This is a genomic window from Imhoffiella purpurea (genome assembly GCF_000585215.1).
Taxonomy (GTDB): Bacteria; Pseudomonadota; Gammaproteobacteria; order Chromatiales; family Chromatiaceae; genus Imhoffiella; species Imhoffiella purpurea.
Map to the genome: position 1 here is coordinate 51,666 of NZ_AONC01000004.1, position 24,074 is coordinate 75,739.

Sequence of the window (24,074 nt, forward strand, 5' to 3'; positions counted from 1 at the left end):
ATCTTCATGGGCTCGAGGTCGGCCGCGGCATGAAATGCCCCGGACGGATCCCGAGCGCCAGCAGGATGGCGGCATACACCAGTCCGCCGGCCAGGATCCAGGCGAACAGTTTCAGGATCCGCGTCCCCTGATCGAGCGCGATCCAGCTCTCCGGCGAGCCGGAGCCGAGCATGATGAGGGCTCCCATCGCCAGGCTGGCCGAGGCGCCCTTGGCGATGAGCGCCGGCCATCCGGGACGGCTTCGCAGTGCCCCGCAGCGGAGCAGCCCTTGGAGCAGCAGCCCGGCATTGACCGTGGCCGCGACCGTGGTGCCGATGGCGAGTCCGGCATGGCCGAGCGGGTACATGAGCGCCAGGCTGACGCCGATGTCCGCGGTCAGAGCGATGGCGGCGATGCGTACCGGAGACCGGGTGTCGTGACGGGCGTAGTAGCCGGGCGCCAGGACCTTGATCGCCATGAAGCCGAGGATTCCGGGCGCATAGGCCATGAGGCTGAGGCTTGCCATGGTCACGTCCTCGGTGCCGAACGCGTCGGAGTGGAAGAGCGTCGCCATCAGCGGTCCGGAGAGCGCCAGCAGACCGATCGACGCCGGCAGTCCGAGCAGCAGCACCCAGCGCAGTGCCCATTCCAGGGTCGCCGAAAAGGCCTCCGGGTCCTGCTCGGCATGCCGCTGAGACAGGCTCGGCAGGATCACGGTCCCGAGCGCCACCGCCAGGATGCCGAGCGGGAACTCCATCAGCCGATCCGAATAATAGAGCCAGGAGATGCTGCCGGTGGCGAGCAGGGAGGCCAGTATGGTGTCGAGCAGCAGGCTGATCTGGGCCACCGAGACCCCGAAGATGGCCGGCCCCATCGTCATCAGGACACGTCTGACGCCCGGATCCCGGATGTTGAGGCGCGGCCGCGGCAGCAGGCCGAGCTGGCGCAGGAAGGGGATCTGAAAGGCCAGCTGGGCGACGCCCGCGATCAGCACCCCCAGTGCGAGCGCGACGATGGGCCGATCCAGATGCGGCGCCAGCCAGAGTGCGCAGCCGATGAGGCTGAGGTTCAGAATGACCGGGGTGAATGCCGGGACGCCGAAACGCTCATAGGTGTTGAGGATGCCGCCGGCGAGCGCGGTGAGCGAGATGAACAGCAGATAGGGGAAGGTCAGCTGCAGCAGACCGGCGGCCAGCTCGCGCTGATCCGCATCCGCGGCGAATCCGGGCGCGAACGCCAGGATCAGCACCGGGGCGCCGAACACGCCGAGGATGGTGAGCAGCAAGAGCCCGGCGCCGAGCGTGCCCGTGATGTCGTCGACGAAGCGCTTGAGTCCCTCCGGGTCCTCTTGCCGGCGGTATTGGTCGAGCACCGGGACGAAGGCCATCGAGAAGGCGCCCTCGGCGAAGAGGCGACGCATGAAATTTGGAATCTTGAAGGCGACGAAGAAGGCGTCGGTCGCGGCATCGGCGCCGAAGACGCGGGCGACCACCAGATCGCGGACGAAGCCCAGGATACGCGATAGAAGGGTGTTGCCGCCCACCTTGGCGAGCGATGCGGAGAGTGAGGCCAAGCTGGGGCTCCGAAAAATGCGCCGATTATAGAGTTTCGGGCTTCCGTAATAAGCAGTTGACACAGGTCGGCATATCGTTAACAATACGCGATCTTACGTTTTTAATGCAGATTCAAGCAGCCGGATTCTCAGGAGACCCACTTGGCCAATTCAGCACAAGCTCGCAAGCGCGCTCGTCAAGCAGAAGACCGTCGTCAGCGAAACATGGCGCAGCGCAGCACGTTGCGTACCTTCATCAAGAAGGTGGTCAAGGCTATCCGGGCGCAAGACAAGGATGCTGCCATTCAAGCCTTCAAAGAGGCTGTGCCGCAGATCGATCGCGCCGCCCGCAAAGGCCTGATCCACGCGAACAAGGCCGCTCGACACAAGAGCCGCCTCAACGCGCACATCAAGGCGATGGCCTGATAAGAAAACCGGCGACGAGCCGGTTTTTTTATGCCCGCATCCCGTCCCTCGAGTTCCACTCGAGGGACGGGAACGAAATGGGTCAGATGTCCTGCGGTTGGGAGCCGATCCCGGCGCGCTGGCGATAGGCGAGCCCCAGCAGAATCAGCCCGGCCAGCAGCATGGGGATCGACAGCAGCTGTCCCATGGTGAGCCAGTCGAAGGCGAGATAGCCGATATGGGCGTCCGGCGTGCGCACGAACTCGACCAGGAAGCGGAAGGTCCCGTAGCACGCCAGGAAGAGTCCCGAGACCGCCATCATGGGGCGCGGCTTGCTCGAATAGAGCCAGAGGATCGCGAAGAGGGCCAGTCCCTCCAGGCCCGCCTCGTAGAGCTGCGAGGGGTGGACGGCCGGGCTCAGCATCGTGCCGGCCGGCTGATCCAGGCATTGTCTCGGAAAGTCGGCGCAGGGGAGTTGCATGCCCCAGGGCACGTCCGTCCGGTGCCCCCAGAGCTCGCCGTTGATGAAGTTGCCGATGCGCCCGGCGAAGAGTCCGGGCGGGACCAGTGGCGCCAGGAAGTCGGCGACCTGGAAGAAACGCATCCGGTGCCGGCGGGCGAAGAGGAAGATGGCCGTCAGCACGCCGATCAGTCCGCCATGGAAGGACATGCCGCCCTCCCAGACCTTGAGGATGTTGAGCGGGTTGGCCAGGATCTGGTCGTATCCATAGAAGAGCATGTAGCCCAGCCGTCCCCCGGCGATGGTCCCCAGGATGCAGTAGAAGACGAGGTCGTCCAGGCGCTCGGCGCTCCAGGGCGCGCCCATTCGGCCGATGCGCCAGCGTCCCAGCCCCCAGGCCGTGGCGAATCCGACGAGATACATGAGTCCGTACCAATGGACCTTGAGCGGTCCGATGGCGAGTGCGATGGGGTCGATGTCGGGATAGGTCAGCATGTTGGCGGATAGGACGAGTGAGAGTGATCAGCTTAGCGTTCGCGTGTGACAGGTTCGAATGCGGCGGCGGTCGCGGCGAAGTCGAATGCGGGCAGCTTGGGATAGAGCTGGCCCGAGAACTGGTCCGCCCATTCCACCCCGCGGGGCAGCCGCGCCTGCAGTGCCGAACCCGGTTTCGGGCCCGCCGATGACGGACCGGCCTGAAAGGCCGCCACGCCGCTGTAGCCGAAGAGCCCGTAGAACCCTTCGGCGCCATGGCTGCCCTGGCAGTTGAGCAGCGATGCGCGCGCGTCCAGCCCCGGAAGCGGCATATTCTGGCCGAACTTGTAGGGTTCGTCGAATGCCTCGAATGCATGGATCTGGACGCCCCTGGCGCGCGACCAGGCGAAGGCCCGGGTCAGGAAGGCGGCGCTCATGTCCGGGCTGCAATAGCGGTGGAGGATGGCGAGTCCCTCCGTTTCCAGGCGCCATGGATCGCGCTCGATGTGCTCGGCGAGACGGGCGATGGCCGAATCGGCCGGTGGATTCGGGTTGCCATGGCCGGGCAGATTGAAGGGGATGCCGTTGCTGGGGTGTCCGATCTCGCCGATCATCAGCTCGATGGGTCTGTCCCCGGCGAGCGTGGCGACACTCTGACTCAGGCGCTCCCATTGGATGTCGAGCTCGCCCGTCTCTGGGGCGAAGAAGGTGTCCCAGTCTCCGCTGCGCGCCGCGATCTCCAGCGCTTCCGGGCTCGGATAGATGTTCTCCATCAGAAAATCCACCTCGCCGAGGAGCCGGGTCGCGTCTCGGGTGAACCGACGGATGGCGGGATCCGTGGCGTTCGGGTCCAAGAGCCGAAACCGGTTGCCGCGGACCCCGACCGCGAGTCCGAGTCCGGCGAAATCGCCGCCGGGCGCCATCTGGGCCTTGGCGAAGCGGACCATCTCGGTGGTCTGTTCCGTGGGCGTCCGCAGCGTGCCGCTCTTGGTCGCCGGAACGGCGTATTCGTTGCCGACGATCAGGTGGGTGACCGTGCCCGGAAAGCGGTCGTTGGCGATCCGGGCCTGGGCGAGCGCGGCGAGGATGGCGAAGCGCATGCGATCGTTGATCAGGGATCCGGCGACCGCGACGTTCTCCACCCCCTGCGCGATGGTCAGCAGCGGCTTGCCGGCGCGCGCGTTGATCTCGGCCGCGGCGAGCGCGATCTGGCCGTTGGCATCCCCGGCGAAGAAGCCCGGATTGAGTCTGGCGTCCGGCTCGTCCTGGCGGGCCGGGGCGAAGAGCCGGAGATCCACCCGGTCGAGCGCCAGGTCTTGTCCCGGGGTGCCGCGTGTCCGGACGCGGACGCCCTTCGGATCCGGTTTCACATAGACCGATGTGGGCGGGAAATAGAAGTTGATCTCGTCGGTGCTGCGGTCGGTCGTGGGTGGCGAGCCGTTTCCCGGATGGAAGCTGACCCGGTTGTCGGTCCACACGGGCATGGTGGCATAGCCCCGGCCGTCGATCTCGCTCCAGTATCCCGCCTGAAATCCCGCGCCATAGGTCGCGAGCCGGAGCGGCGCGCCCTCGGCGGCCTCGGCCAGAAAGGCGAGCTGGCGGAACACGGATGCCTGATGGTCGACCTCCCGGGCCGGCAGGGGCACCTTGCCCTCGAAGCGTCTGAACAGGGTCCGGCTCCATTGGGCGTCGGTGGCGCCGCGCAGTGCCGTTGCGGCGAATTCGAGACGGCTGTCGGCCTCAATGTTCATCAGGCGTCCCGCTGCATCGAAATAGAGATGGACGTGGCGTTGGGCGCGCAGCAGCGAGCGCTCCGGATCCTCGATCGAAAGGCCGCCCTTGTAGGTGTTGAACGACGGGGTATAGAAGCGATCGCTCGCGTAGGGGTTGTCCGGGAATTGGCTCCATTGGCCGACGTAGGGCTGATAGGCCAGGCCCATCTGGGGCGCTGCGCCCAGTGCGGAGGACAGCCAGGCGATGCAGGCGAGTGGAAGGAGGCGGTTCGGCATGATGGATGGCATCCGTGGTCGGCGTGTCTCCGGTCGGATCAGCGGCGGGTGCCCCGGCGGTCTTTGTCCGGGTTGCGCAGCAGCACGTAGACGGCGCCCGTGCCGCCGTCGCGCTGGGTCGCCGAGCAGAATGCCTGCACCTGGTCGTAGAGACGCAGCCAATAGTTGATCTTGCTCTTGAGTACCGGCTGGCGCCCGGAGGAGCGGCGCCCCTTGCCGTGGATGATGCGGGCGCAGCGCACGCGGCGGTGCCGGCATTCGGCGAGAAACTCGCCGAGAAGGTGTCGGGCGTGCTCGGCGTAGAGTCCGTGCATGTCGACCTCCAGTCCGACATCGATCGCCCCGCGCTGGAGGTCGGCCAACACACGGTGCTGGATGCCGGGGCGGGCGAACAGCAGGTACTCGGGGGTTTCGACCTGGGCTTCGGAGAGTCCGTCCGAGGTCTCTGCGTCCGGGAATTCGGCCTCCTTGGGGCGCGGTATCGGGGGCGGTTTGCGGCGGTAGGGCTCGGCCGCCTCGGGTGTCAGGCGCGCAATGCCATCGACCTCCTCGCGAAACAATTCCAGGTCGGATTCTTGGATTTGTTTCTTCATGACGGGGTATGGCGACTGCGTCTCATCGGGAATGCGCTGTAGTATATCAGTGACAGCTGGCGGGGGACTCGGTTGCAAGCGTCGTCCGTCTCTCCCGGCAGTTGCAGAAATGCATCGGCGTCGATGTCCCGTGGCGAGGATGTCGGACAGGACGCTTTTGGGTATGATCTCAAAGCTTCACCGTCGCCTTGATCGGGGCGGCCGGTCACCGTTCAGCCTATCGCGGGATGCGAATGTCATCGGCTGTGCGGATGGGTCGCGTCCTTGCCAACGATCCGTGCGTCAGCCATAAGGGGCAGTCTCAAGCTCATGAAGATCCTCGTCAGCAACGACGACGGCTATCAGTCGCCAGGATTGATCGCGCTCGCCGACGCGCTCGGCCAACTCGGAGAGGTCTCGGTCGTGGCGCCGGAGCGCGACCGCAGCGGCGCCAGCAATTCGCTCACGCTCGAGGTTCCGCTGCGGGCCAAGCGCATGGACAACGGTTACATCCGTGTCGACGGCACGCCGACCGATTGCGTGCACCTGGCGCTCACCGGGCTGGCCGAATCCGATCCCGATATCGTGGTCGCCGGCATCAATCACGGACCCAATCTCGGCGATGACGTTCTCTATTCGGGGACCGTCGCGGCGGCGACCGAGGGGCGTTTCCTGGGACTGCCCTCGATGGCCGTATCCATCGCGGCCTATGAGCCGCGCCATCTCGACACCGCGGCGCGCGTGGCGGTCCAGCTGGTCTCGCGGTTGCGCGAGACGCCGCTGGAGCCGAGCACCATCCTCAACGTGAACGTTCCCGACCGGCCCTTCGAGGAACTCGCCGGCTTCCGGGCGACGCGTCTGGGCCACAGACACAAGGCCGAGCCAGTGGTGTCCGCGCGGGATCCGCGGGGACGCACCATCTATTGGGTCGGCCCCGCGGGGCACGAGCAGGACGCGGGGCCGGGTACGGACTTCCACGCGGTGCGCAGCGGCCATGTGTCCATCACCCCCTTGCAGGTCGACCTCACCCGACACTCTGCGCTCGAATCGCTGGGGCGCTGGCTGGCGACATGCAATTGATGGCGGAACCATTCGATCTGGGGATCGGGATGACCTCCCGGCGAACGCGCGAGCGACTGATCGGGCGCTTGTCCGAGGCCGGTATCCATTCCCAGGAGGTTCTGCAGGTGATGCGTCATCTGCCGCGCCATCTGTTCGTCGACGAGGCCCTGGCCAGTCGGGCCTATGAGGATTCGGCGTTGCCGATCGGGCATGGCCAGACCATTTCCCAGCCCTATACGGTCGCGCTCATGACACAGGCGCTGATCGCGCGCGGCCGGCCGGACACGGTGCTCGAGATCGGCACCGGATCCGGATTCCAGACGGCGGTCCTGGCCTCGCTGGTACGCCGGGTCTACAGCGTCGAGCGCGTGCGCGAGCTGCTCGATCGCGCCCAGGAGCGACTGGTGGCGCTCAAGATGCGCAATATCCGCCTTCGTCATGGCGACGGCGCCCAGGGCTGGCGCGAATACGCGCCTTTCCAGGGCATCATGGTGACCGCCGCCCCACGCGGCGTTCCTCGGATGCTCGCCGAGCAGTTGGCGCCGGGCGGTGTGATGGTCATGCCTATCGGCGAGGAGAGCCAGCAGATGCTGGTGCGTGTGGTCCGGGGCGAGGATGGCTTCGAGCAGGAGATCCTGGATTCGGCCAGCTTCGTGCCCTTGTTGAGCGGGGTCTCCTGATGGTCGGGGAGGCCGTCTGACGGATTGATGCGGACGGGATTCGAGCCCCGTCCCCCGGATATCTCTCATGCGGGAGAAGGCATGCTGGATGAAGACCAGGATCAAACGCTCGATCCGATCTTGTTCCGGGCGTTTCGGTCCCCATTCTCTTGGACGTGCCGCAGACGATCCATGGCCCTGATCCTGTTCCTGTCCGCGCTGGTCGGTACGGCGATCTGGCTGGCCGGCTGCGCCTCGCGCCATCCTGCCCCCGTGTACGGATGGAACTGGACCGGCCCGGTTCCCGAGGGCTTCTATCTCGTGCGCCAGGGGGATAGCCTGAGCGTGATCGCGGAACGCTTGAATATCAGCAGTCGCAGACTGGCGAAATGGAATCGTCTGGAACCCCCTTTCACCATCTATGCCGATACCCTGCTGCGAATCGCGCCTCCCGGCAAGGCCCCGCCGCGTCGTCTGGCCCCGGTGGCCGCGGCTCCCGGGGCCGATTCGCCGCCTGCGGCAACGCGCCGTTCGGTCGGGCGTCAAGCGAAGGGGGGCGACCTGGAAGGCGCCGGCAGTCGTCGCGCGGCATCCGGAGTCGTTTGGTCCTGGCCGCTCGATGGCCCCTTGATCCAGACGTTCAGGGAGGGCGACCGGACGCACTCGGGGATCCGGATCGGCGGCGCCCCCGGTGATACCATTCGGGCGACGGCCGATGGTCAGGTCGTCTACAGCGGCGGTGGACTCAAGGGTTACGGCAACCTTATCATCGTCAAGCATAACGATAAGTATCTGAGCGCCTATGGCTTCAATCGCCGGCTATTGGTGGTCGAGGGGGAGAGCGTCAAGCGCGGGCAGGCAGTGGCGGAGATCGGGCAGGGCGGCGAGGGCCGATACCTGCTGCATTTCGAGGTGCGCCGCAACGGAACGGCTGTCGACCCCATACTCTACCTGCCCCCGCGCAACTGAGCTTTCCGGCATCGTGGAGAGAGATGGATATGCCAACCGCCAAAGATCGCGATCTGAACGAGAGCTCGGCGGAGCTCGACAGCGAGTCCCTGCTATTGATGGGTGGGGATGTCGATTCGAGCGAAACGGATAGCGATGAGGGTACCGGTTCGGGAACCGAGGAGTCTCTCGAGACGGAAGAGGTCGAGTCCACGACGGAGCGCTATGCCTCCGGAGAGACCGATTTCGATGCCACGCGTCTGTATCTGAACGAGATCGGCGAGTCCAAACTGCTGACCGCCGAGGAAGAGGTGTACTACGCCCGCCGGGCACAGGCCGGCGACAACGCGGCACGTCAGCGGATGATCGTCAGCAACCTGCGGCTGGTGGTGAAGATCGCGCGCCGCTACCTCAACCGCGGACTGCCGCTGCTCGATCTGATCGAGGAGGGCAATCTCGGACTCATCCGGGCGGTCGAGAAATTCGATCCCGAGCGCGGATTCCGCTTCTCGACCTATGCCACCTGGTGGATCCGCCAGACCATCGAGCGGGCGATCATGAATCAGACCCGCACGGTTCGACTGCCCATCCATGTCGTCAAGGAGATCAACGTCTATCTCAAGGCGGCGCGCAAGCTCGCCCAGCGGCTCGATCACGAGCCGACGACGGAGGATATCGCCGGTCTTCTGGACAAGCCGATCGGGGACGTCAAGCGCATGCTCGGCCTGAACGAGCGGATCGCCTCGGTTGATACGCCCTACAGCAAGGATGCCGACAAGCCTCTCGTGGACATGCTGCAGGACGAGGCCGCGAACGACCCCGCCGACCGGATACAGGACAACAACGTCCAGACCAATATCGAACACTGGTTGGGGAAGCTGAACGAAAAACAGCGCGAGGTGGTCGAGCGCCGTTTCGGTCTCCACGGCTATGAGTATTCGACCCTCGAAAGCGTGGCCCAGGAACTCGGGGTCACCCGCGAGCGTGTGCGTCAGATCCAGATGGACGCCTTGAGGCGACTGCGCGATATCCTCGAAAAGGAAGGCTTTTCGGTCGATTCGTTCTTCAAGTGAGCGATCGGCTCCGGATCTCCCCGGCCGCTCTCTTGAGATGGTGTCGATAGGCTATATATCCCATCCGCTCATGCCTGTTTTTGCCCGCGCCGCGGTTCCAGGACGACTGGCTCGGGCGCCGCTTCGATCGTCTCGATAAACGCGTTCCTTGTTGCTCTTCGGTCGATGTTCCGTCGATGCGGGCTCCTCGGAGTCCAGGGAGCGAGGCAGCGAGTCCTGCGGCTGGATTGCCTCGATCACACGAATCTATTCCCACGCGGTCTCCTTGGGAGGGGTCTATGGAAGCCAGTCTGGAACCGAAATCCAGTTTGGAGCAGAAATACAATTTCGAGATCGTGCGCTGGTTCACGGTGATGGCCGTCGTCTATCTGGTGCTCGGCGCGGCCGTCGGGGTCTACATCGCATCCGAGCTGGCCTGGCCGTTCCTGAACTTCGACAGTCCCTACATCTCCTTCGGGCGTCTGCGTCCGGTGCACACCAATACCGTCATCTTCGCCTTCGGCGGCTGTACCCTGATGGCGACGGCTTTCTATAGCGTCCAGCGCACCTGCGGTGTCAGGCTGTGGAGCGACAAATGGGCGCGCTTCACCTTCTGGGGCTGGAACGCGGTCATCCTGCTGGCCGTGCTGACCCTGCCGTTCGGTCTCACCCAATCCAAGGAGTATGCCGAGCTCGAATGGCCGATCGACATCCTGATCGCGGTCGTCTGGCTCGCCTTCACCATCAATTTCATCATGACCATCGCCAAGCGCAAGACCTCGCACATCTATGTGTCGAACTGGTTCTTCCTCGGCATGATGGTGATGATCGTCTATCTGCACGTCGTCAACAGCTTGGCGATTCCGGTCGGGCTCTTCAAATCCTACTCGATCTTCTCCGGCGTCCAGGACGCCATGATCCAATGGTGGTGGGGGCATAACGCGGTCGGCTTCTATCTGACGGCCGGGTTCCTCGGGATCATGTACTACTTCGTTCCCAAGCAGGCCGGCCGGCCGGTCTATTCATACCGTCTCTCGGTCATCCATTTCTGGTCGCTCATGTTCGGCTACGTCTGGCTCGGCGCCCACCATCTCCAGTACACCGCGCTTCCTGACTGGACCGGATCGCTCGGAGCCGCCGTCTCGATCGCCATGATCATCCCCTCCTGGGGCGGTGCCGTGAACGGGATGATGACCCTGTCCGGCGCCTGGGACCGTCTGCGCACCGACTATGTGCTGCGCTTCCTCATCATCGCCCTGGCCTTCTATGCCATGTCGACCTTCGAGGGGCCGGTGATGGCGCTCAAGACGGTCAACGCGCTCTCGCACTACACCGACTGGACCATCGGTCACGTCCATTCGGGCGCCCTGGGCTGGGTCGCCGGGATCTCCATCGGTGCCATCTACCACCTCATGACCCGCCTCTACCACACGGAGATGTTCTCGGTGCGGCTCATCAACTTCCATTTCTGGACCGCGACCATCGGGACCGTCATCTACATCGTCGCCATGTGGGTCTCCGGGATCATGCAGGGTCTCATGTGGCGCGCCTACGACGAGTACGGCACCCTGGCCTATACCTTCGTCGAATCCGTGGACGCCATGCATCCCTACTACGCCATGCGCGCCATCGGCGGGATGATCTTCCTGCTGGGTGCCGTCGTGATGCTCTTCAACGTGCTCATGACCGTCCGCAAGTCCGTGGTTTCGGGCAGCCTGGCCAAGGCCCGGGCCGTTCCGGCCGCCGCCTGATCCGAGGAGTCGCACTCATGTCCGAAGCAAAGGTGAAACCGAAGGGCTTCCAGGAATGGATGGAGATCAACATCTGGGCACTTCTGATCGTTCTGGGGCTCGTGCTCTCCGTGGGCGGATTGGTCGAGATCGTGCCGCTCTTCTTCATGAAGAACACCCTGGAGCACACCAAATTTCCGGAGATCGTCTGGGACAAGAGCGGCAGGGAGCCGATCGTCACGGTCGACGAGGCCGGCAAGACGGCCTGGAACTGGCAGCCGGGAGACGGGGTGCGTCCCTATACGGCCGTCGAGGTGGCCGGGCGCGACATCTTCCAGCGCGAGGGCTGCTATCTCTGCCACTCGCAGATGATCCGGCCCTTCCGCGACGAGAAGGAGCGCTATGGTCATTATTCCCTCGCCTCCGAGTCCATCTTCGACCACCCCTTCCAGTGGGGATCCAAGCGCACCGGACCCGATCTGGCCCGGGTCGGCGGCAAATACTCGGACGAGTGGCACCGTCAGCACCTGCGCGATCCGCGGGCGCTGGTTCCGGAATCGGTGATGCCGGGCTATCCGTGGCTCGACGAGTCCTATGTCAACGGAAAGAGCGTCAGACGCCATATGAAGGGTCTGCGTCTGGTCGGCGTGCCTTACTCCGACGCCGATGTCGAGTCCGCCCCGGCCCTGCTCGAGGGCAAGACCGAGATGGACGCGCTGGTCGCCTATCTGCAGGTCCTGGGCACCATGGTCAAGCTCGATGATTCGAAGGCCTATCGTGAATAGTCTGGCGGACTATTTCCAAACCGACTGGCAGGCGATGACGCTCAACGACTGGATCGGGACCATTCTGACGGTCGTCGTCTTCCTGCTCATGATCGTGGCCTATTTCCAGGTCTTCCGTCCGAAGAATCGGGAGCGGCTCGAATCCAAGAAGCACATCCTGTTCGACGAGGACGAGCACAACGGAGACAACGATGGCGGACAATAATCCCTTTCCCGGCGAGAACAATACCGGCCACATCTGGGACGAGAATCTGCGCGAGCTGAAGAATCCGCCTCCGCGCTGGTGGATGATCGGGCTGTGGGCGTCGATTCTCTGGGTCGCCGGCTACACCATCCTCTATCCCTCCTGGCCCGTCGGACAGGAACCGACCCAGGGTATCCTCGGCTGGAGCCAGATCAAGGAATACCAAAGCGGACTCGAGAAGGTGGCGGCCAAGCGCGCCGAGTTCGAGGACCAGATCAAGGGCATGACCGTTAACGAGATCATCGCCGATCCCGGCCTGACCCAGTACACCCTGGCCTCCGCCAAGGTACTCTTCGGCGACAACTGCTCCGCCTGTCACGGCAGCGGCGGTCAGGGCAATCCGGGCTATCCGGTCCTGGCCGACGACGACTGGCTCTATGGCGGCACCACGGGCAAGATCGCCGAGACCATCAAGGGCGGTCGTCAGGGCGCGATGACGGCGCATCAGAGCATCCTCGAGCCGGACGAGTTGGATACTCTCGCCAACTGGGTCGTCCAGATGAGCGAGACCTTGGGCAAAGGCGGCAGCGAGGAGGGCTGGGCCCTATTCCGGACCAAGGGCTGTACGGCCTGCCATGGCCAAGCCGCCAACGGCATCCTGGCCGAGATGCCCAATGGCGATGTGGTCACCGTGGGCGCGGCCAACCTCACCGACGGGATCTGGCGCTTCGAGCCCGGCGGCTTCGAGAGCGCCAAGCACACCATCATGTACGGAGTGAACCAGCCCGGCGTGGCCGAGACCCGCAATGCCGTGATGCCGGCATTCGGTTCCACCGACACTGGCAAGCTCTCCGAGGAAGACATCAAGAAGCTTGTGGTCTATGTACACGAACTGGGCGGAGGGAAGTGAACCACACGGCCAGAGTTCGTTCGCGCCGAGGGTGAGGGCGCTTCCGCCCTCTTGCCTTCGGCGGGAGCGGCGCGTCCCGCAGATCTATCAATGGGGGGGATGAGATTCTCTGCCGGAGGGCTTGAGAGCAGGGCCTGTCGGAACCAGTTTGACCCAGCAGTGGAGAAGGTCAAGTCGATGCGCAATCAAGAGGTTTCTGCTTCATCCGTCGACGCGCTCTATCGCGAGGCAGACGACTGGCATGTGAATACGGGCGGCGAGACCATCCATGCCAAGCGTCTACCGGGCCGGTGGCGCCGCTTAAAGTGGCTGATGGCCTCGGTGTGGCTGCTCTATTTCCTGGGTCCCTATCTGCGCTGGAACGGCCAGCAGGCCGTGCTCTTCGATATCCCGAATCGCCAGTACCATCTCTTTTCCGCGACGGTCCTGCCGCAGGACTTCTGGATGCTGTCGCTGCTGCTGCTCTTCTTCGCCATCCTGCTGGCCGTGGTGACGGCCCTGGTCGGGCGTGCCTGGTGCGGTTTCTTCTGTTTCCAGACGGTCTGGACCGACGTCTTCACCTGGATCGAGCAGCGGCTCGAGGGACCGCCGGCGGCGCGCCGCAAGCTCGACAAGGCGCCGATGAGCCTGGGCAAGCTGCGGATCAAGTCGATCAAGCACGGCATCTGGATCGCGATCGGATTCTTCACCGGCTTCAGCTTCGTCGCCTGGTTCACGGATGCCTTCGTCCTCTGGCAGACCTTCTTCTTCGGACAGGCGAACGGGGCGGCCTATGCCACGGTGGCGCTCTTCACCGTCGGGACCTATGTCCTGGCGGGATTCCTGCGGGAGCAGACCTGTTTCTGGCTCTGTCCCTATGCCCGTATCCAGGGTGTGATGCTGGACAAGTCGACCCTGGTTCCCGCCTACGACGAGCAGCGGGGCGAGCCGCGGGGCCGGGTGCGCCGCGACGAAACCGGAAGAACCGCCGGTGACTGCGTCGACTGCAATCAGTGCGTCGCCGTCTGTCCGACCGGTGTCGACATCCGTCAGGGGCAGCAGGAAGGTTGTATCACCTGCGCGCTCTGTATCGATGCCTGCGATCAGGTCATGGACAAGGTGGGGCGTCCGCGCGGGCTCATCCGCTATGCCTCCCTGGACGAACTGGAGGGACGCCCGACCCAGACCCTGATGCTGCGGCCCAGGGTGTGGGTCTACACGGGCATTCTGGGCCTGGCGCTGGCCGGCATCCTCTATGGACTCACCTCGCTCGCTCCGCTCGAACTCAAGGTGCTGCACGAACGCGCGCCCCTCTACGTCCTGCTGAGCGACGGATCCATCCAGAACAAATACACCCTGAAGGTGCTCAACAAGACCCACGAGCCGATCTCCGTGCGTATCGGCGTCTCCGGGCACGATCGGATGACCCTCGTCGGTGCCGATGATCCGGTTCAGGCCGAACCGGGCAGCGTCACGCCGGCCATGGTCTTCGTCAAGATTCCGCGTCGGGCATTGGCGGCGCAACAGCAGCCCATCGTCTTCCACGCCGAGACGCGGCTTCCCTCGGGTGCGACGGCGGAGGCCGAGCGCGAGAGCGTCTTCATCGGTCCCGACCGTTAACCTTCTGCCAGCGACGAGATTCCAATGACCACCCACACGCCTTCGACGGACAATGCACCCTTCCGCAATCCCTGGGTCATCGGCTGGATCGGCCTGGTGGCGACCGTACTGGCCGTCAATATCCTGATGGTCTATCTGGCCTTCGAGACCAGTCCGGGGCTGGTCAACGCGGATTATTACGAGCGCGGCCAGTACTATGAGAATACCCTCGTGTCCAAGCGCGCACGCAGTCCCAATTGGGCGATGCGGGCCGACATCCCGGACGATCTGATCGTCGGCGAGCAACGGCCCATCCGTTTCTTCCTGGTCGACAAGGCCGGACAACCGGTGGATGCCGAATCCGTGACACTCTATGTCTATCGCCCCTCCGATGCCGCGCGCGACTTCTCGCTGCCGATGACGCGCGAGGGTCGTGGCCGCTACGTCGCTCGGGCCAGCTTTCCGCTCATGGGGATCTGGGATACGCTCATCGCGGTCAGGTCGGGAGAGGACGAATACAGCCTGAGCCAGCGCGTGAATGTGGGCGGTCTTTGATTTGGTGTCGGTCGAGGGCGCTGTCTCGCCTGGGCAGATCGGACCGGCGCTGATGCCGGTGGAGGATGAGCGCTGCTATCACTGCGGTCTGCCGATCGATTCCAAGACGGTTGCGACGGCGCGGATCGCCGGGGCCGAGCGCCGTTTCTGCTGCTCCGGTTGCAAGAGCGTCTGCGAGGCCATCCACGCGGCCGGGCTGGAGGGCTTCTATCGGCGTACCCCCGAGGGCGAGGTGCTGGGGCCGCCCCCCGAGCCGCCCAAGGACCTCTCGCTCTTCGACCTGGACGCGGTCCAGGAGGAATTCACGGATGTCTCCTGCGAGGGCCGCGAGATCGATCTGCTGGTCGAGGGGATCCACTGCGCCGCCTGCGTCTGGCTGATCGAACGCGGACTGGAGGGGCTCTCGGGCGTCGAGGAGGCCCGGGTGAACCTGACCGGCCGGCGTCTGCACGTCCGCTGGGACAATGCGCGGCTGCCGTTGTCGCGGATCCTGCGCCGTCTGTCCGATATCGGCTATCGCGCCACGCCTTTCGATCCAGCCTCGGCCGAGGGCGCGATCGGTCGCGAGAACCGCAGACTGCTCTACCGGCTCGCCTGGGCCGGCTTCGCGATGATGAACCTGCTGTGGATCTCGATCGCGCTCTACAGTGGTGCCGACGAGGGCGAGTTTCGCGACCTCTTCCACTGGATCGGCTTCGTCCTGGCGACCCCGACGCTGCTCTATTCCGGCTCGCCCTTCTTCAAGGGGGCCTGGTCCGGACTGAGGAACGCGCGGCTCGACATGGATCTGCCGATCGCCATCGGTGTGACGGCGACCTACGGCTATTCGCTCTATGTCACAGTCGGCGGCTCGGAGACCGGGGCCGTCTACTGGGACACGGTGGTCAACTTCCTCTTCGTGATCCTGGTCGGGCGCTATCTGGAGGCCATCTCGCGGCGGCGCGCGGTCGCCTCGACCCAGCGTCTGCTCGATCTCCAGCCCAAGGTGGCCACTCGCCTGGAGGACGGGCGGGAAGAGGTGGTGCCGATCCGCTCGCTCGTGGTCGGCGAGCGGGTTCTGGTGCGTCCGGGTGAGCGGATTCCGGTCGACGGGGAGGTGGTCTCGGGGCGCAGCGGGGTGGACGAGTCCATGCTGACCGGCGAGTCGCATCCGGTCTCCAAGTCGGTCGGCCATCAGGTCGCGGTCGGGACCATCAATGGAGCGGGGGCACTGGAGGTACGGATCTCGGGGCTGCTGCGCGAGACCGCGCTCGGACGCATCATCCGGCTGGTCGAGGAGGCCCAGTCCAGCCGGGCCCCCATCCAGCGGCTGGCCGATCGGATCGTACCCTGGTTCGTCGCCGCCACCCTGGCGCTCGCCGCGATCACCTTCTTCGTCTGGCTCGGGACCGATCTCGAATTCGCATTGATGGCGGCGACCTCGGTGCTCATCATCACTTGCCCCTGCGCCTTCGGTCTGGCGACGCCCATGGCCATCGCCGTGGCCTCCGGGCGCGGGGCCGCGCGCGGGATTCTCGTCAAGAACGGTGCCGTGCTCGAGCGGCTTTCGAGCATCCGGACCTTCGTCTTCGACAAGACAGGGACTCTCACCGAGGGCCGTCCGGCCGTACTGGGCTGGTCCCATGCCGGGGGCGACTGGCGCTCGGCCGCGGTGGACGTTCCTCGATTGACCGAGCGGGAGCGCAGGCTATTCGCACTCTGCGGTGCCTTGGAGCGATTCTCCGAGCACCCGGTTGCTCTGGCGATTCGGGATTTCTGCGAGGCCGCCGGGATCGACCGCACGGGCGTGCGGGTCGAGGACGTCGAGGTCGCGCCGGGGCTGGGGATCCGGGGGCGCGTGGGTAGCGGGTTCCTGACGATCGGCACCCGCGATTGGCTGGTGCGCAATGGTGTGCGGACACGCGATTCCGTCGAGACGGGACGGGATGTATGCGGCGCCGAAGGTCTGGTTCACGCGGCGCTCGACGACCTGGAGGTCTTGCGTCTGCGGGTCGAGGACAGGCTCCGCACGGGTGCCGCCGACATTATCGGACGCATGCGCCGGCAGGGTCTCGAGACGATCCTCCTGACCGGCGATCGGCGCGAGGTCGGAGAGCGCGTCGCGGCGCAGCTCGGCGGGATGCGGGTGATCGCCGAGGTGCTGCCCGAGGACAAGGATGCGGTCGTCGCCGATCTGCAGGGCCAGGGACATGCGGTCGCCATGGTGGGCGACGGGGTCAACGACGCCCCGGCGCTGGTGCGGGCCGATGTCGGCATCGCCATGGGCAGCGGGACCGACGTCTCCATCGCCAGCGCCGACATCGTGCTCATGTCGAGCGAGCTCGATCGGGTGATCGAGGCGGCGGATCTGTCGCGTCGTACTCTGAGAACCGTTCGTCAGAACATCGGGATCTCGATTCTATACAATCTGATCATGGTGCCCCTGGCGATGGCCGGGATCGTGACCCCCCTGATCGCGGCCGTGTCCATGCCATTGAGCTCGCTCGCCGTCATCGCCAACTCGGCCCGCATCCGCGTGGGTGCGGGTTCGCGTGGAGAAACGCCGATTCAGGAGGCATGATGGACGTCATCTATGGTTTGATTCCCGGCATGCTGGTCCTTGGTCTGGCTGCCGTGGCTGTTCTGTTCTGGGCGGCGCGGAACGGCCAGTTCGACGATTTCGAAGGTGATGCTCGGCGTATTCTTCTGGATGAGGACGAGATCGATCCGCGCCGCGTTCCGGATGCCGAACCCGACCCGGATACCGACCCCGATCGCTTGGATGTACCGCGAGAATGAACCGGGCTTGCGCGCGGGAGGTTCGAGGTTATGCTGTCGATGCCGGTCCTGATGCTTGGTTTTCAATGCAATCGAAATGGAGACGAAGATGCTAGTAGATGACGAACGGCGGGATTTCATGCGTCTTGTGACCGAGACCGAGGTCTCCATCACGCGTCTGGCCTCCGGTCAGGTGATCACGGCCAAGCTGATCAATCTGAGCGCCTCCGGCTGCGCCTTTCACACCGACAAGGTGCTCGATTCCGGAGAGGAGCTTGAAATCCTGGTCCGCAGTCCGAGCGAGCGGATCGAGCCTCTCAGGCGTGGTGCCCGGGTGGCGCGTATCAGTCAGGGTGAATCTCAGCATCTCGTGGGCGTCGAGTTCATGAACGCAGAGGACTGAGGCGTCTCGTCCCGGTCATCCCTTCCCGGCAAGCCATCCCGTCGAGCCAGGCGCGACACGGGGGGCTTGCGTCAGGGGGCGCCGATTCGAGCGAGGTCTCCCTTCGATCCGGGGGCTGCATCTTCATCTATCCATGCAACGCTTCTATTTCAGACTCCGTATCTCACCCACCGAGTATCTGCGACATTATCAAGGGAGTGCCGAGCGGGTAGTGGTGCGGGCCCAGGATGGACGGAATATCTCCTTTCCGGCATGGAATCTACGCCAGTTCGTGACCACGGACGGTATCCATGGCGACTTCTGTCTGACCGTCGACGAGAATCATCGGCTGGTCTCGATCGAGCGTCGGACCTCCTGATCCGCCAGGATCCCAGCGAATTCGTCCGAGCCTCGCTAAAGCTTGGATCCAGTCGGCCGATATTCTCCGTGTGCCCACAGCTTCAGGAAGCCCGCCGTGATCAACATCCATTCGCAATCTTCGGTCTTGAGCAGCGCCTACAATGCGCTCGTAACCCGTTCCCATACGTCGGGGCAGGACGCCCAGAGCGGCCAGGATGCATCCGTTCTCGCGCTGTCCAAATTGCAGGACAAGGCGTTGGCCGGCATCGCTCGCGAGATTCCAGGGATGGAGGTCGGGGACCTCAAGAAACTGGATGCCAGCGACTATACTCCGGACAAGATCGCCGATCGCATCAGTCAGTTCGTTTCGTCCGGGCTCCAGAACGCACGCGCCCGCGGCAAGTCGGACGAAGAGATTCAGGCGCTCTACGACAGTGCGATGAAGGGCGTGGAGCGGGGGTTCAAGGAGGCCAAGGACATTCTGTCGAATCTCAAGGTCCTGGAGGGAGATATCGCCACTCAGGTCGCCGACACCGAGAAGGCGACCTTCGACTCCTTGGCCGAGCTCGATCCCTCGAAGCAGACGGCGAGTCTGACCGAAACGGTCGTGGCGGCGGCCATGTCCGAGCGCTATCAGCGCGCGGAGGATTTCTCGCTCCAGCTCAGAACCAAGGAAGGCGATACCGTCAAGGTGAGCTTCAGCCGTAACCTGGACATTCAGAACAGCGTCGCGGCGGCGGCCGACGGAGAAGGCAACCAGGCGATGACCTGGGATCTGAGTCGCACCGAAAGCACCGGCTATCGCTTCAGTGTCCAAGGGGACTTGAACGAGGACGAATTGCAGGCGATCCAGAGCCTGGTGCAGGATGTCGGGAAGGTCGCCTCCGAGTTCTACAGCGGTGATGTGCAGAAGGCCTTCGAGCAGGTCTCGGACGTCTCGTTCGACAGCTCGCAACTGGCTTCGATGAATCTGCGCATGAGCCGATCGGAGCAATACTCGGCCGCTCAACAGTATCAGCAGACCCAGCAGCTGGAGAATCCAGACCAGGCCCGAGCAGGGAAGCGGCTGGGGCATCTGATGAACGATATGGCACAGAGCTACAGCAATCCGGCGCTCGAATTCCTCGACCAGGCGCGCGAATCCGCCACCCAGATCATGAAGAATCTGGTCGAGCAGGATAGCCTCTTCAAGGATGCTTCGAGCGAGCAGCAGTCGCTCTACCAGGGGCATCTCGACAAGTTCTTCGACGCGCTCTCCGGTATGGACTCGTAAGTCCGGAATTTCCGGAATTCCACTTGCCGTCGCATGATGTGTTCGCCTGTGTGGAGGGGGCTCAGATCCGAGGGGCGCCATGGGGTTGAAGGCGCCCTGCTCGCGGGTTAGCATCCGGGCTATGAATTCGGAGAAGCCGTATGCAGGATTATCCGGCATGCCGAATCGGAGGTTGAATCGCGCGACTGAATAGGAGGAGCGGGAAGTGGCGATCGACCGGCGGGCCCAAGTCGAGAATGCATCCCTGCCAGCTTGGGCGCTCCTGCTGTTCGGCGCGGCTGCGGCCTCTGCGACGCTTCTTGTCGATCCTTTCTCCATCCTCTCCTGGACGCTTGCAGCCATCCTCATTCTGGGGGGCGGCGTTCTGTTTTTCCTTCAACGCAGAAGGCTGGCGGCGGCTCTCGCCGCAGCCGAGGCGCAGGCACGGTCCGAGTCCGAGCAGCGATCCGGGCAGTTCGATGTCTGTACCCATGCCTTCGAGCGTCTGGGCATCGAACTCTTTCCCATCTTCGTGCGTCATATCGAGCATTCTCGAAGACTCGCCGAGGATAGCGTCACCCATCTCTCCTCGAGTTTCGGACAACTGGTCGCGGATCTCGACCGCGTGATCGGCGCCTCTCGGGCGGGGGGGGCGCAGGATCAGCTGATCATGAGTCAGTTCAAGGAGAGCGAGGAGACCTTGGCCGCTCTGATCGGCGATTTCGCGACCATGCTCCAGCGCGAGGCGGCGATGGGCGAGCAGGTGGAGCGACTGGCGGCCTATGGCGACGAGATGCGCAAGATGGCTCAGGACGTTCGCGCCGTCGCCCAACAGATCAATCTGCTGGCGCTCAATGCCGCGATCGAGGCTGCTCGCGCGGGCGAGCAGGGCAGGGGGTTCGCCGTGGTGGCGGACGAGGTGCGCAAGCTGGCCGGCTCTTCCGCCGAAACGGGTGGGCGGATCAGTGCCAAGGTCGAGGAACTGGCCGGGTCGCTGCATCAGACGCGGTCTCTGGTTCGCGATTCCATGTCGAGCGCCGATGTCCTGGTCAAGGATTCGGAGGGCAAGGTCGAGCAGGTGCTGACGCGGCTGCGTCAGACGACTGACGCGCTCAACGAGGATGCCCGTCAATTGCGGCAGCTCAGCGAAACCCTGCAGGGCGAGATCGGGGCCTCGCTGGTTCATTTGCAATTCCAGGACCGGATGAGCCAGGTGCTCGCCCATGTATGCGGAGGCTTGGAGGACCTGAGCGCTCGATTGCTGGACTGCTCCAAACATGAACTCATGGAGCGCAAGCACGACATTCTGGAGATCGACGCGCTACTGGCCAAGATGGTCGATTCCTACAGCACGATCGAGGAGCTCGATCTGCATCATGGTGCGGCTGACCCCTCTGCCCGCGATGCCGGATCCGATCTCACATTCTTCTAGTCGACTGGAGTCGCTAACTCATGGCTAAGTCCATACTCTTGGTTGACGACTCGGCATCGCTGCGAAACGTCGTCGCTATCGCCCTCAGAGGGGCCGGATACGATGTGATCGAGGCTGCCGACGGTCGGGAGGCCCTATCCAAGCTCACGGGCCAGAAGGTCCATCTGATCATCAGCGACGTCAACATGCCGAATATGGATGGCATCACGCTGGTCAAGGAACTGAAGAAGCAGGCGACCTATCGCTTCACGCCCATCATGATGCTGACCACCGAGACCCAGCCCGAGAAGAAGCAGGCCGCCCGTGAGGCGGGCGCCAAGGCCTGGCTGGTGAAGCCCTTTCAACCCCCTGCACTGCTCGATGCCGTATCCAAGCTGGTGCTTCCCTGAGTCTTCCGGAGACGGCACATATGAGTCCGCATCCCGTCGGATTGGATGAAGACGAGAGACTCGCCTTCGAGGGCGAGCTGACCATCTACACCGCGGCCGAATCCTATGCCAGGTTGCGCGCCTTTCTCGCGGACCGCGACCGATGCGTGCTCGACCTCTCGGCCGTGTCCGAGCTCGACTGCGCCGGTCTGCAGGTTCTGCTCTGGACCAAGCAATTGGCCGAGCGGCAAGGCAAGCAGTTGCTCCTGGATGCAAGGAGCCCGGCCCTGGACGATGCGATCGCGATCTTGCATCTGGCGCCCGGGCTCGGTATCGAATCGTGTCCGATGGATCAGGACGTGGGCCCATGAATCTGGAGGACGCCCGCCAGGCATTCATCGGCGAGGTCGCCGAACTGCTGGATTCGATGGAGGATGCCCTGCTCACGCTGGAAGAGGATCCGCAGGATTCGGAGTCTCTCAACGAGGTGTTCAGGGCCATGCACACCATCAAGGGAACGTCCGGCGTCTTCGGCTATGCACCTGTGGTCGAGTTCACGCATGCTGTCGAGACGCTCATGGACCAGGTCCGATCCGGTCAGCGTCCGCTCACCAAACCGCTCATCGCCACGCTCTTCGAGTGTCGCGACCATACGGCTCGTCTGGTCGAGGTCATCGAGGAGCAGGGCCCGGACGGAGACGAGGAGGTCCAGTTCGGAGAGGTGCTGCGCGAGGCCGGCGAGTCACTGTTGCAGCGGCTCGGTCAGAGCGGCGCGACCTCGCCCATGGCGTCCGCCGAGCGGCCGGCCGATGGGGCGGCGGACAAGCGGCTGCCGGTGTCGAGCGAGCTCTGGATGATCACGCTCGAATTCGGTGCCGACGCCTTCCGCAACGGCATGGACCCGCTGTCCTTTCTCCGCTATCTCGGATCCCTGGGCGATCTGGTCCATGTCTCGACCCTCTTGCGTCTCGATCCCAGCCAGGAGGAGGGTTTCGACCCGGAAAGCTGTTATTTGTGCTTCGGGATCGCCTTCCGCAGCGATGCGGACAAGCAGACCATCGCCGGAGTGTTCGAATTCGCCGATCAGGACTGCGAGATCCGCATCCTCGAGCCGGAATCGACCCATAGCCGATATATGGAACTGCTGGAGTCGGTCGCCGAGGACGAGGTCGGCTGCATCGGCGAGCTGCTGGTGCAGGTCGGCGCCCTGACCCGGCGCGAGCTCGAGCGTGCCCTGCAGATCCAGGAAACCGAGACTTCGGCCTGCTCGATGACCAGCTGCTCCAACCTGAGGCGGCGCCTGGGCGAGATCCTGGTCGAGCAGGGATCCGTCAAATCCGCCGTGGTGGAGCAGGCGGCGAAGACGCAGGAGACGGTGAGGGCTCGGCGTCAGGATGAAAGTCGGTTCATTCGTGTCGACGCCCAGCGCCTCGGCCATCTCATCGATCTGGTGGGCGAGTTGGTGACCAGCAGTGCCGCGATTCGGGTCATGGTCAATCGGGCCGGGATCGATGATGCGACCGAGGTGGTCGACGGTGTCGATTATCTGGTCTCCGAGATCCGGGACAGCGCGCTCCAGCTGCGCATGGTCCCGATCGAGGAGTGTCTGTCGCGTTTCAGGCGGGTGGTGCGCGACGCCAGTCAGGAGCTCGGCAAGCAGATCGATCTGGTCATCACGGGTGGCGAGACCGAGCTCGACAAGACCGTCATCGAGCGACTGACCGATCCGCTGACCCATCTCATCCGCAATGCCGTCGATCATGGTATCGAGACGCCCGATGTCCGCGCGGGGCGAGGCAAGCCGGCGTCTGGCACCATCCATATCAACGCCTTCCACGACTCGGGTCATATCGTGGTCGAGATCGCCGACGATGGTGCCGGCCTGGATCCGGCGCGTATCCGCGCCAAGGCTGAGGCCAGGGGGCTGGTGAAGCCCGATGACAGCCTCCGTGAGGACGAAGTGCTGCGTCTCATCTTCGCTCCAGGTCTGTCGACCAAGGAAGAGGCCACCAATCTGTCCGGTCGTGGGGTCGGGATGGACGTGGTGCGGAGCAACATCGAGGCGCTGCGGGGATCGGTCGAATTGGATAGCAGTCCTGGCGTCGGGACCAAGGTCACCATCATCCTCCCGTTGACCCTCGCGATCATCGAGGGCTTCCTGGTCGGGGCGGGAGAGGACAGGTTCGTCATCCCTCTGTCACAGGTCGCCGAGTGCGTGGAGATGGAGGCCGCGGATGCCTTGCATCGCCGGGGGCGACATTACATCAATCTGCGCGGCGAGGTCTTGCCCTTCATTCGCTTGGCCGAAATCTTCGAGAGCGGCGGGACGCGAGAGGCCGGGCGGCGCGAGAGTCTGGTGGTCGTGCGCTTCGGGCACCATAAGATGGGCCTGGTGGTGGACAGTCTCCTGGGCGAGCTGCAAACGGTGATCAAGCCGCTCGGGATATTGTTCGAGCGTCTGCGCGGGGTCGCGGGCGCGACCATTCTGGGAACGGGAGACATCGCCTTGATATTGGATGTCGCGGAGTTGGCTGCGGTCGATCAGGGGGCTCGCTCTCCTTCGGGTAGCGCTCGGGCGACTCGCTGAATTCTGGATTCCTGAATCGATA

General features: G+C 64.2%; 24 protein-coding genes. 20 read left to right on the top strand and 4 right to left on the bottom strand.

Going from position 1 to position 24,074, the window contains the following annotated elements:
* Positions 1 to 4: 4 nt before the first annotated feature.
* Complete coding sequence (murJ, locus tag D779_RS01885) at positions 5 to 1,552, bottom strand: murein biosynthesis integral membrane protein MurJ (RefSeq protein WP_052347687.1); 1,548 nt, start codon at positions 1,550 to 1,552, stop codon at positions 5 to 7.
* Between the two features lie 141 nt (positions 1,553 to 1,693).
* Here murJ and rpsT point away from each other — a divergent pair, with 141 nt between their 5' ends.
* The gene (rpsT, locus tag D779_RS01890) at positions 1,694 to 1,957 is read left to right on the top strand and encodes a 30S ribosomal protein S20 (RefSeq protein ID WP_043748614.1); all 264 of its coding nucleotides are present in this window, start codon (positions 1,694 to 1,696) and stop codon (positions 1,955 to 1,957) included.
* Positions 1,958 to 2,039: 82 nt separating this feature from the next.
* On the opposite strand, the gene lgt is transcribed toward rpsT, so the two are convergent.
* Genes lgt through D779_RS01905 form a run of 3 tightly spaced genes read right to left on the bottom strand, consistent with a single transcriptional unit; the run spans position 2,040 to position 5,472 of the window.
* Positions 2,040 to 2,891, bottom strand: coding sequence for a prolipoprotein diacylglyceryl transferase (lgt, locus tag D779_RS01895; protein WP_043748622.1), 852 nt, complete (start codon positions 2,889 to 2,891; stop codon positions 2,040 to 2,042).
* A 32-nt stretch (positions 2,892 to 2,923) separates the two neighbouring features.
* On the bottom strand, positions 2,924 to 4,879 hold the full coding sequence (locus tag D779_RS01900) for a hypothetical protein (protein WP_198295648.1): 1,956 nt from the start codon (positions 4,877 to 4,879) through the stop codon (positions 2,924 to 2,926).
* Between the two features lie 38 nt (positions 4,880 to 4,917).
* The gene (locus D779_RS01905; RefSeq protein ID WP_043748626.1) at positions 4,918 to 5,472 is read right to left on the bottom strand and encodes a Smr/MutS family protein; all 555 of its coding nucleotides are present in this window, start codon (positions 5,470 to 5,472) and stop codon (positions 4,918 to 4,920) included.
* A 309-nt stretch (positions 5,473 to 5,781) separates the two neighbouring features.
* Between D779_RS01905 and surE the strand changes: the two genes are divergently transcribed.
* The 19 genes from surE (at position 5,782) to D779_RS02000 (ending at position 24,052) form a co-directional block, all read left to right on the top strand.
* Entirely contained in the window at positions 5,782 to 6,531 is a 750-nt protein-coding gene (gene surE / locus D779_RS01910) for a 5'/3'-nucleotidase SurE (RefSeq protein WP_043748628.1), read from the top strand.
* The gene (locus tag D779_RS01915) at positions 6,531 to 7,193 is read left to right on the top strand and encodes a protein-L-isoaspartate(D-aspartate) O-methyltransferase (RefSeq protein WP_094300749.1); all 663 of its coding nucleotides are present in this window, start codon (positions 6,531 to 6,533) and stop codon (positions 7,191 to 7,193) included. Before surE ends, D779_RS01915 begins: the two co-directional genes overlap by 1 nt.
* A 171-nt stretch (positions 7,194 to 7,364) precedes the next feature.
* Positions 7,365 to 8,141 carry a peptidoglycan DD-metalloendopeptidase family protein gene (locus D779_RS01920; RefSeq protein WP_052347689.1) on the top strand — a complete coding sequence of 259 codons (777 nt, stop codon included), beginning with the start codon at positions 7,365 to 7,367 and terminating at the stop codon, positions 8,139 to 8,141.
* Positions 8,142 to 8,170: 29 nt separating this feature from the next.
* Positions 8,171 to 9,193, top strand: coding sequence for an RNA polymerase sigma factor RpoS (gene rpoS / locus D779_RS01925; RefSeq protein ID WP_052347721.1), 1,023 nt, complete (start codon positions 8,171 to 8,173; stop codon positions 9,191 to 9,193).
* Between the two features lie 278 nt (positions 9,194 to 9,471).
* Positions 9,472 to 10,923 (top strand): cytochrome-c oxidase, cbb3-type subunit I, encoded by a 1,452-nt coding sequence (ccoN, locus tag D779_RS01930; RefSeq protein WP_043748635.1) that lies wholly within the window; start codon positions 9,472 to 9,474, stop codon positions 10,921 to 10,923.
* A gap of 17 nt (positions 10,924 to 10,940) precedes the next feature.
* Positions 10,941 to 11,687 (top strand): cytochrome-c oxidase, cbb3-type subunit II, encoded by a 747-nt coding sequence (gene ccoO / locus D779_RS01935; RefSeq protein ID WP_043748638.1) that lies wholly within the window; start codon positions 10,941 to 10,943, stop codon positions 11,685 to 11,687.
* Positions 11,680 to 11,892: a cbb3-type cytochrome c oxidase subunit 3 gene (locus tag D779_RS01940; protein WP_043748640.1), complete on the top strand. Its 213-nt coding sequence runs from the start codon at positions 11,680 to 11,682 to the stop codon at positions 11,890 to 11,892. The genes ccoO and D779_RS01940 overlap by 8 nt, the downstream gene beginning before the upstream one ends.
* Positions 11,879 to 12,781, top strand: a complete 903-nt coding sequence (ccoP, locus tag D779_RS01945; RefSeq protein WP_043748642.1) for a cytochrome-c oxidase, cbb3-type subunit III — start codon at positions 11,879 to 11,881, stop codon at positions 12,779 to 12,781. Before D779_RS01940 ends, ccoP begins: the two co-directional genes overlap by 14 nt.
* Positions 12,782 to 12,958: 177 nt before the next feature.
* Positions 12,959 to 14,380 carry a cytochrome c oxidase accessory protein CcoG gene (ccoG, locus tag D779_RS01950; RefSeq protein ID WP_043748811.1) on the top strand — a complete coding sequence of 474 codons (1,422 nt, stop codon included), beginning with the start codon at positions 12,959 to 12,961 and terminating at the stop codon, positions 14,378 to 14,380.
* Between the two features lie 24 nt (positions 14,381 to 14,404).
* Positions 14,405 to 14,914, top strand: coding sequence for a FixH family protein (locus D779_RS01955; protein ID WP_043748645.1), 510 nt, complete (start codon positions 14,405 to 14,407; stop codon positions 14,912 to 14,914).
* A 52-nt stretch (positions 14,915 to 14,966) separates the two neighbouring features.
* Complete coding sequence (locus D779_RS01960) at positions 14,967 to 17,474, top strand: heavy metal translocating P-type ATPase (protein ID WP_052347723.1); 2,508 nt, start codon at positions 14,967 to 14,969, stop codon at positions 17,472 to 17,474.
* Positions 17,474 to 17,692: a cbb3-type cytochrome oxidase assembly protein CcoS gene (gene ccoS / locus D779_RS21460; protein ID WP_081763273.1), complete on the top strand. Its 219-nt coding sequence runs from the start codon at positions 17,474 to 17,476 to the stop codon at positions 17,690 to 17,692. The genes D779_RS01960 and ccoS overlap by 1 nt, the downstream gene beginning before the upstream one ends.
* A gap of 88 nt (positions 17,693 to 17,780) precedes the next feature.
* The gene (locus tag D779_RS01970; protein WP_043748818.1) at positions 17,781 to 18,074 is read left to right on the top strand and encodes a PilZ domain-containing protein; all 294 of its coding nucleotides are present in this window, start codon (positions 17,781 to 17,783) and stop codon (positions 18,072 to 18,074) included.
* A 133-nt stretch (positions 18,075 to 18,207) separates the two neighbouring features.
* Positions 18,208 to 18,432, top strand: a complete 225-nt coding sequence (locus D779_RS01975; protein ID WP_043748648.1) for a DUF2835 domain-containing protein — start codon at positions 18,208 to 18,210, stop codon at positions 18,430 to 18,432.
* A 96-nt stretch (positions 18,433 to 18,528) separates the two neighbouring features.
* Positions 18,529 to 19,686, top strand: a complete 1,158-nt coding sequence (locus tag D779_RS01980; protein WP_043748650.1) for a DUF5610 domain-containing protein — start codon at positions 18,529 to 18,531, stop codon at positions 19,684 to 19,686.
* A 205-nt stretch (positions 19,687 to 19,891) separates the two neighbouring features.
* The gene (locus tag D779_RS23070) at positions 19,892 to 21,097 is read left to right on the top strand and encodes a methyl-accepting chemotaxis protein (protein ID WP_043748652.1); all 1,206 of its coding nucleotides are present in this window, start codon (positions 19,892 to 19,894) and stop codon (positions 21,095 to 21,097) included.
* Positions 21,098 to 21,117: 20 nt separating this feature from the next.
* A complete protein-coding gene (locus D779_RS01990) occupies positions 21,118 to 21,486 on the top strand; it encodes a response regulator (RefSeq protein ID WP_043748655.1) in 369 nt (122 codons plus the stop codon).
* A gap of 20 nt (positions 21,487 to 21,506) precedes the next feature.
* The gene (locus D779_RS01995) at positions 21,507 to 21,836 is read left to right on the top strand and encodes an STAS domain-containing protein (protein WP_052347691.1); all 330 of its coding nucleotides are present in this window, start codon (positions 21,507 to 21,509) and stop codon (positions 21,834 to 21,836) included.
* A complete protein-coding gene (locus tag D779_RS02000; protein WP_043748657.1) occupies positions 21,833 to 24,052 on the top strand; it encodes a chemotaxis protein CheA in 2,220 nt (739 codons plus the stop codon). The genes D779_RS01995 and D779_RS02000 overlap by 4 nt, the downstream gene beginning before the upstream one ends.
* Positions 24,053 to 24,074: the final 22 nt, after the last annotated feature.

Bases quoted from the DNA above. Each gene is read 5' to 3' on its own strand.
- lgt (WP_043748622.1), bottom strand. From the start codon at position 2,891: ATGCTGACCTATCCCGACATCGACCCCATCGCACTCGCCATCGGACCG.
- D779_RS01900 (WP_198295648.1), bottom strand. From the start codon at position 4,879: ATGCCGAACCGCCTCCTTCCACTCGCCTGCATCGCCTGGCTGTCCTCC.
- D779_RS01905 (WP_043748626.1), bottom strand. From the start codon at position 5,472: ATGAAGAAACAAATCCAAGAATCCGACCTGGAATTGTTTCGCGAGGAG.
- surE (WP_043748628.1), top strand. From the start codon at position 5,782: ATGAAGATCCTCGTCAGCAACGACGACGGCTATCAGTCGCCAGGATTG.
- D779_RS01915 (WP_094300749.1), top strand. From the start codon at position 6,531: ATGGCGGAACCATTCGATCTGGGGATCGGGATGACCTCCCGGCGAACG.
- D779_RS01920 (WP_052347689.1), top strand. From the start codon at position 7,365: ATGGCCCTGATCCTGTTCCTGTCCGCGCTGGTCGGTACGGCGATCTGG.
- rpoS (WP_052347721.1), top strand. From the start codon at position 8,171: ATGCCAACCGCCAAAGATCGCGATCTGAACGAGAGCTCGGCGGAGCTC.
- ccoN (WP_043748635.1), top strand. From the start codon at position 9,472: ATGGAAGCCAGTCTGGAACCGAAATCCAGTTTGGAGCAGAAATACAAT.
- ccoO (WP_043748638.1), top strand. From the start codon at position 10,941: ATGTCCGAAGCAAAGGTGAAACCGAAGGGCTTCCAGGAATGGATGGAG.
- ccoP (WP_043748642.1), top strand. From the start codon at position 11,879: ATGGCGGACAATAATCCCTTTCCCGGCGAGAACAATACCGGCCACATC.
- ccoG (WP_043748811.1), top strand. From the start codon at position 12,959: ATGCGCAATCAAGAGGTTTCTGCTTCATCCGTCGACGCGCTCTATCGC.
- D779_RS01955 (WP_043748645.1), top strand. From the start codon at position 14,405: ATGACCACCCACACGCCTTCGACGGACAATGCACCCTTCCGCAATCCC.
- D779_RS01960 (WP_052347723.1), top strand. From the start codon at position 14,967: ATGCCGGTGGAGGATGAGCGCTGCTATCACTGCGGTCTGCCGATCGAT.
- ccoS (WP_081763273.1), top strand. From the start codon at position 17,474: ATGGACGTCATCTATGGTTTGATTCCCGGCATGCTGGTCCTTGGTCTG.
- D779_RS01970 (WP_043748818.1), top strand. From the start codon at position 17,781: ATGCTAGTAGATGACGAACGGCGGGATTTCATGCGTCTTGTGACCGAG.
- D779_RS01975 (WP_043748648.1), top strand. From the start codon at position 18,208: ATGCAACGCTTCTATTTCAGACTCCGTATCTCACCCACCGAGTATCTG.
- D779_RS01990 (WP_043748655.1), top strand. From the start codon at position 21,118: ATGGCTAAGTCCATACTCTTGGTTGACGACTCGGCATCGCTGCGAAAC.
- D779_RS01995 (WP_052347691.1), top strand. From the start codon at position 21,507: ATGAGTCCGCATCCCGTCGGATTGGATGAAGACGAGAGACTCGCCTTC.
- D779_RS02000 (WP_043748657.1), top strand. From the start codon at position 21,833: ATGAATCTGGAGGACGCCCGCCAGGCATTCATCGGCGAGGTCGCCGAA.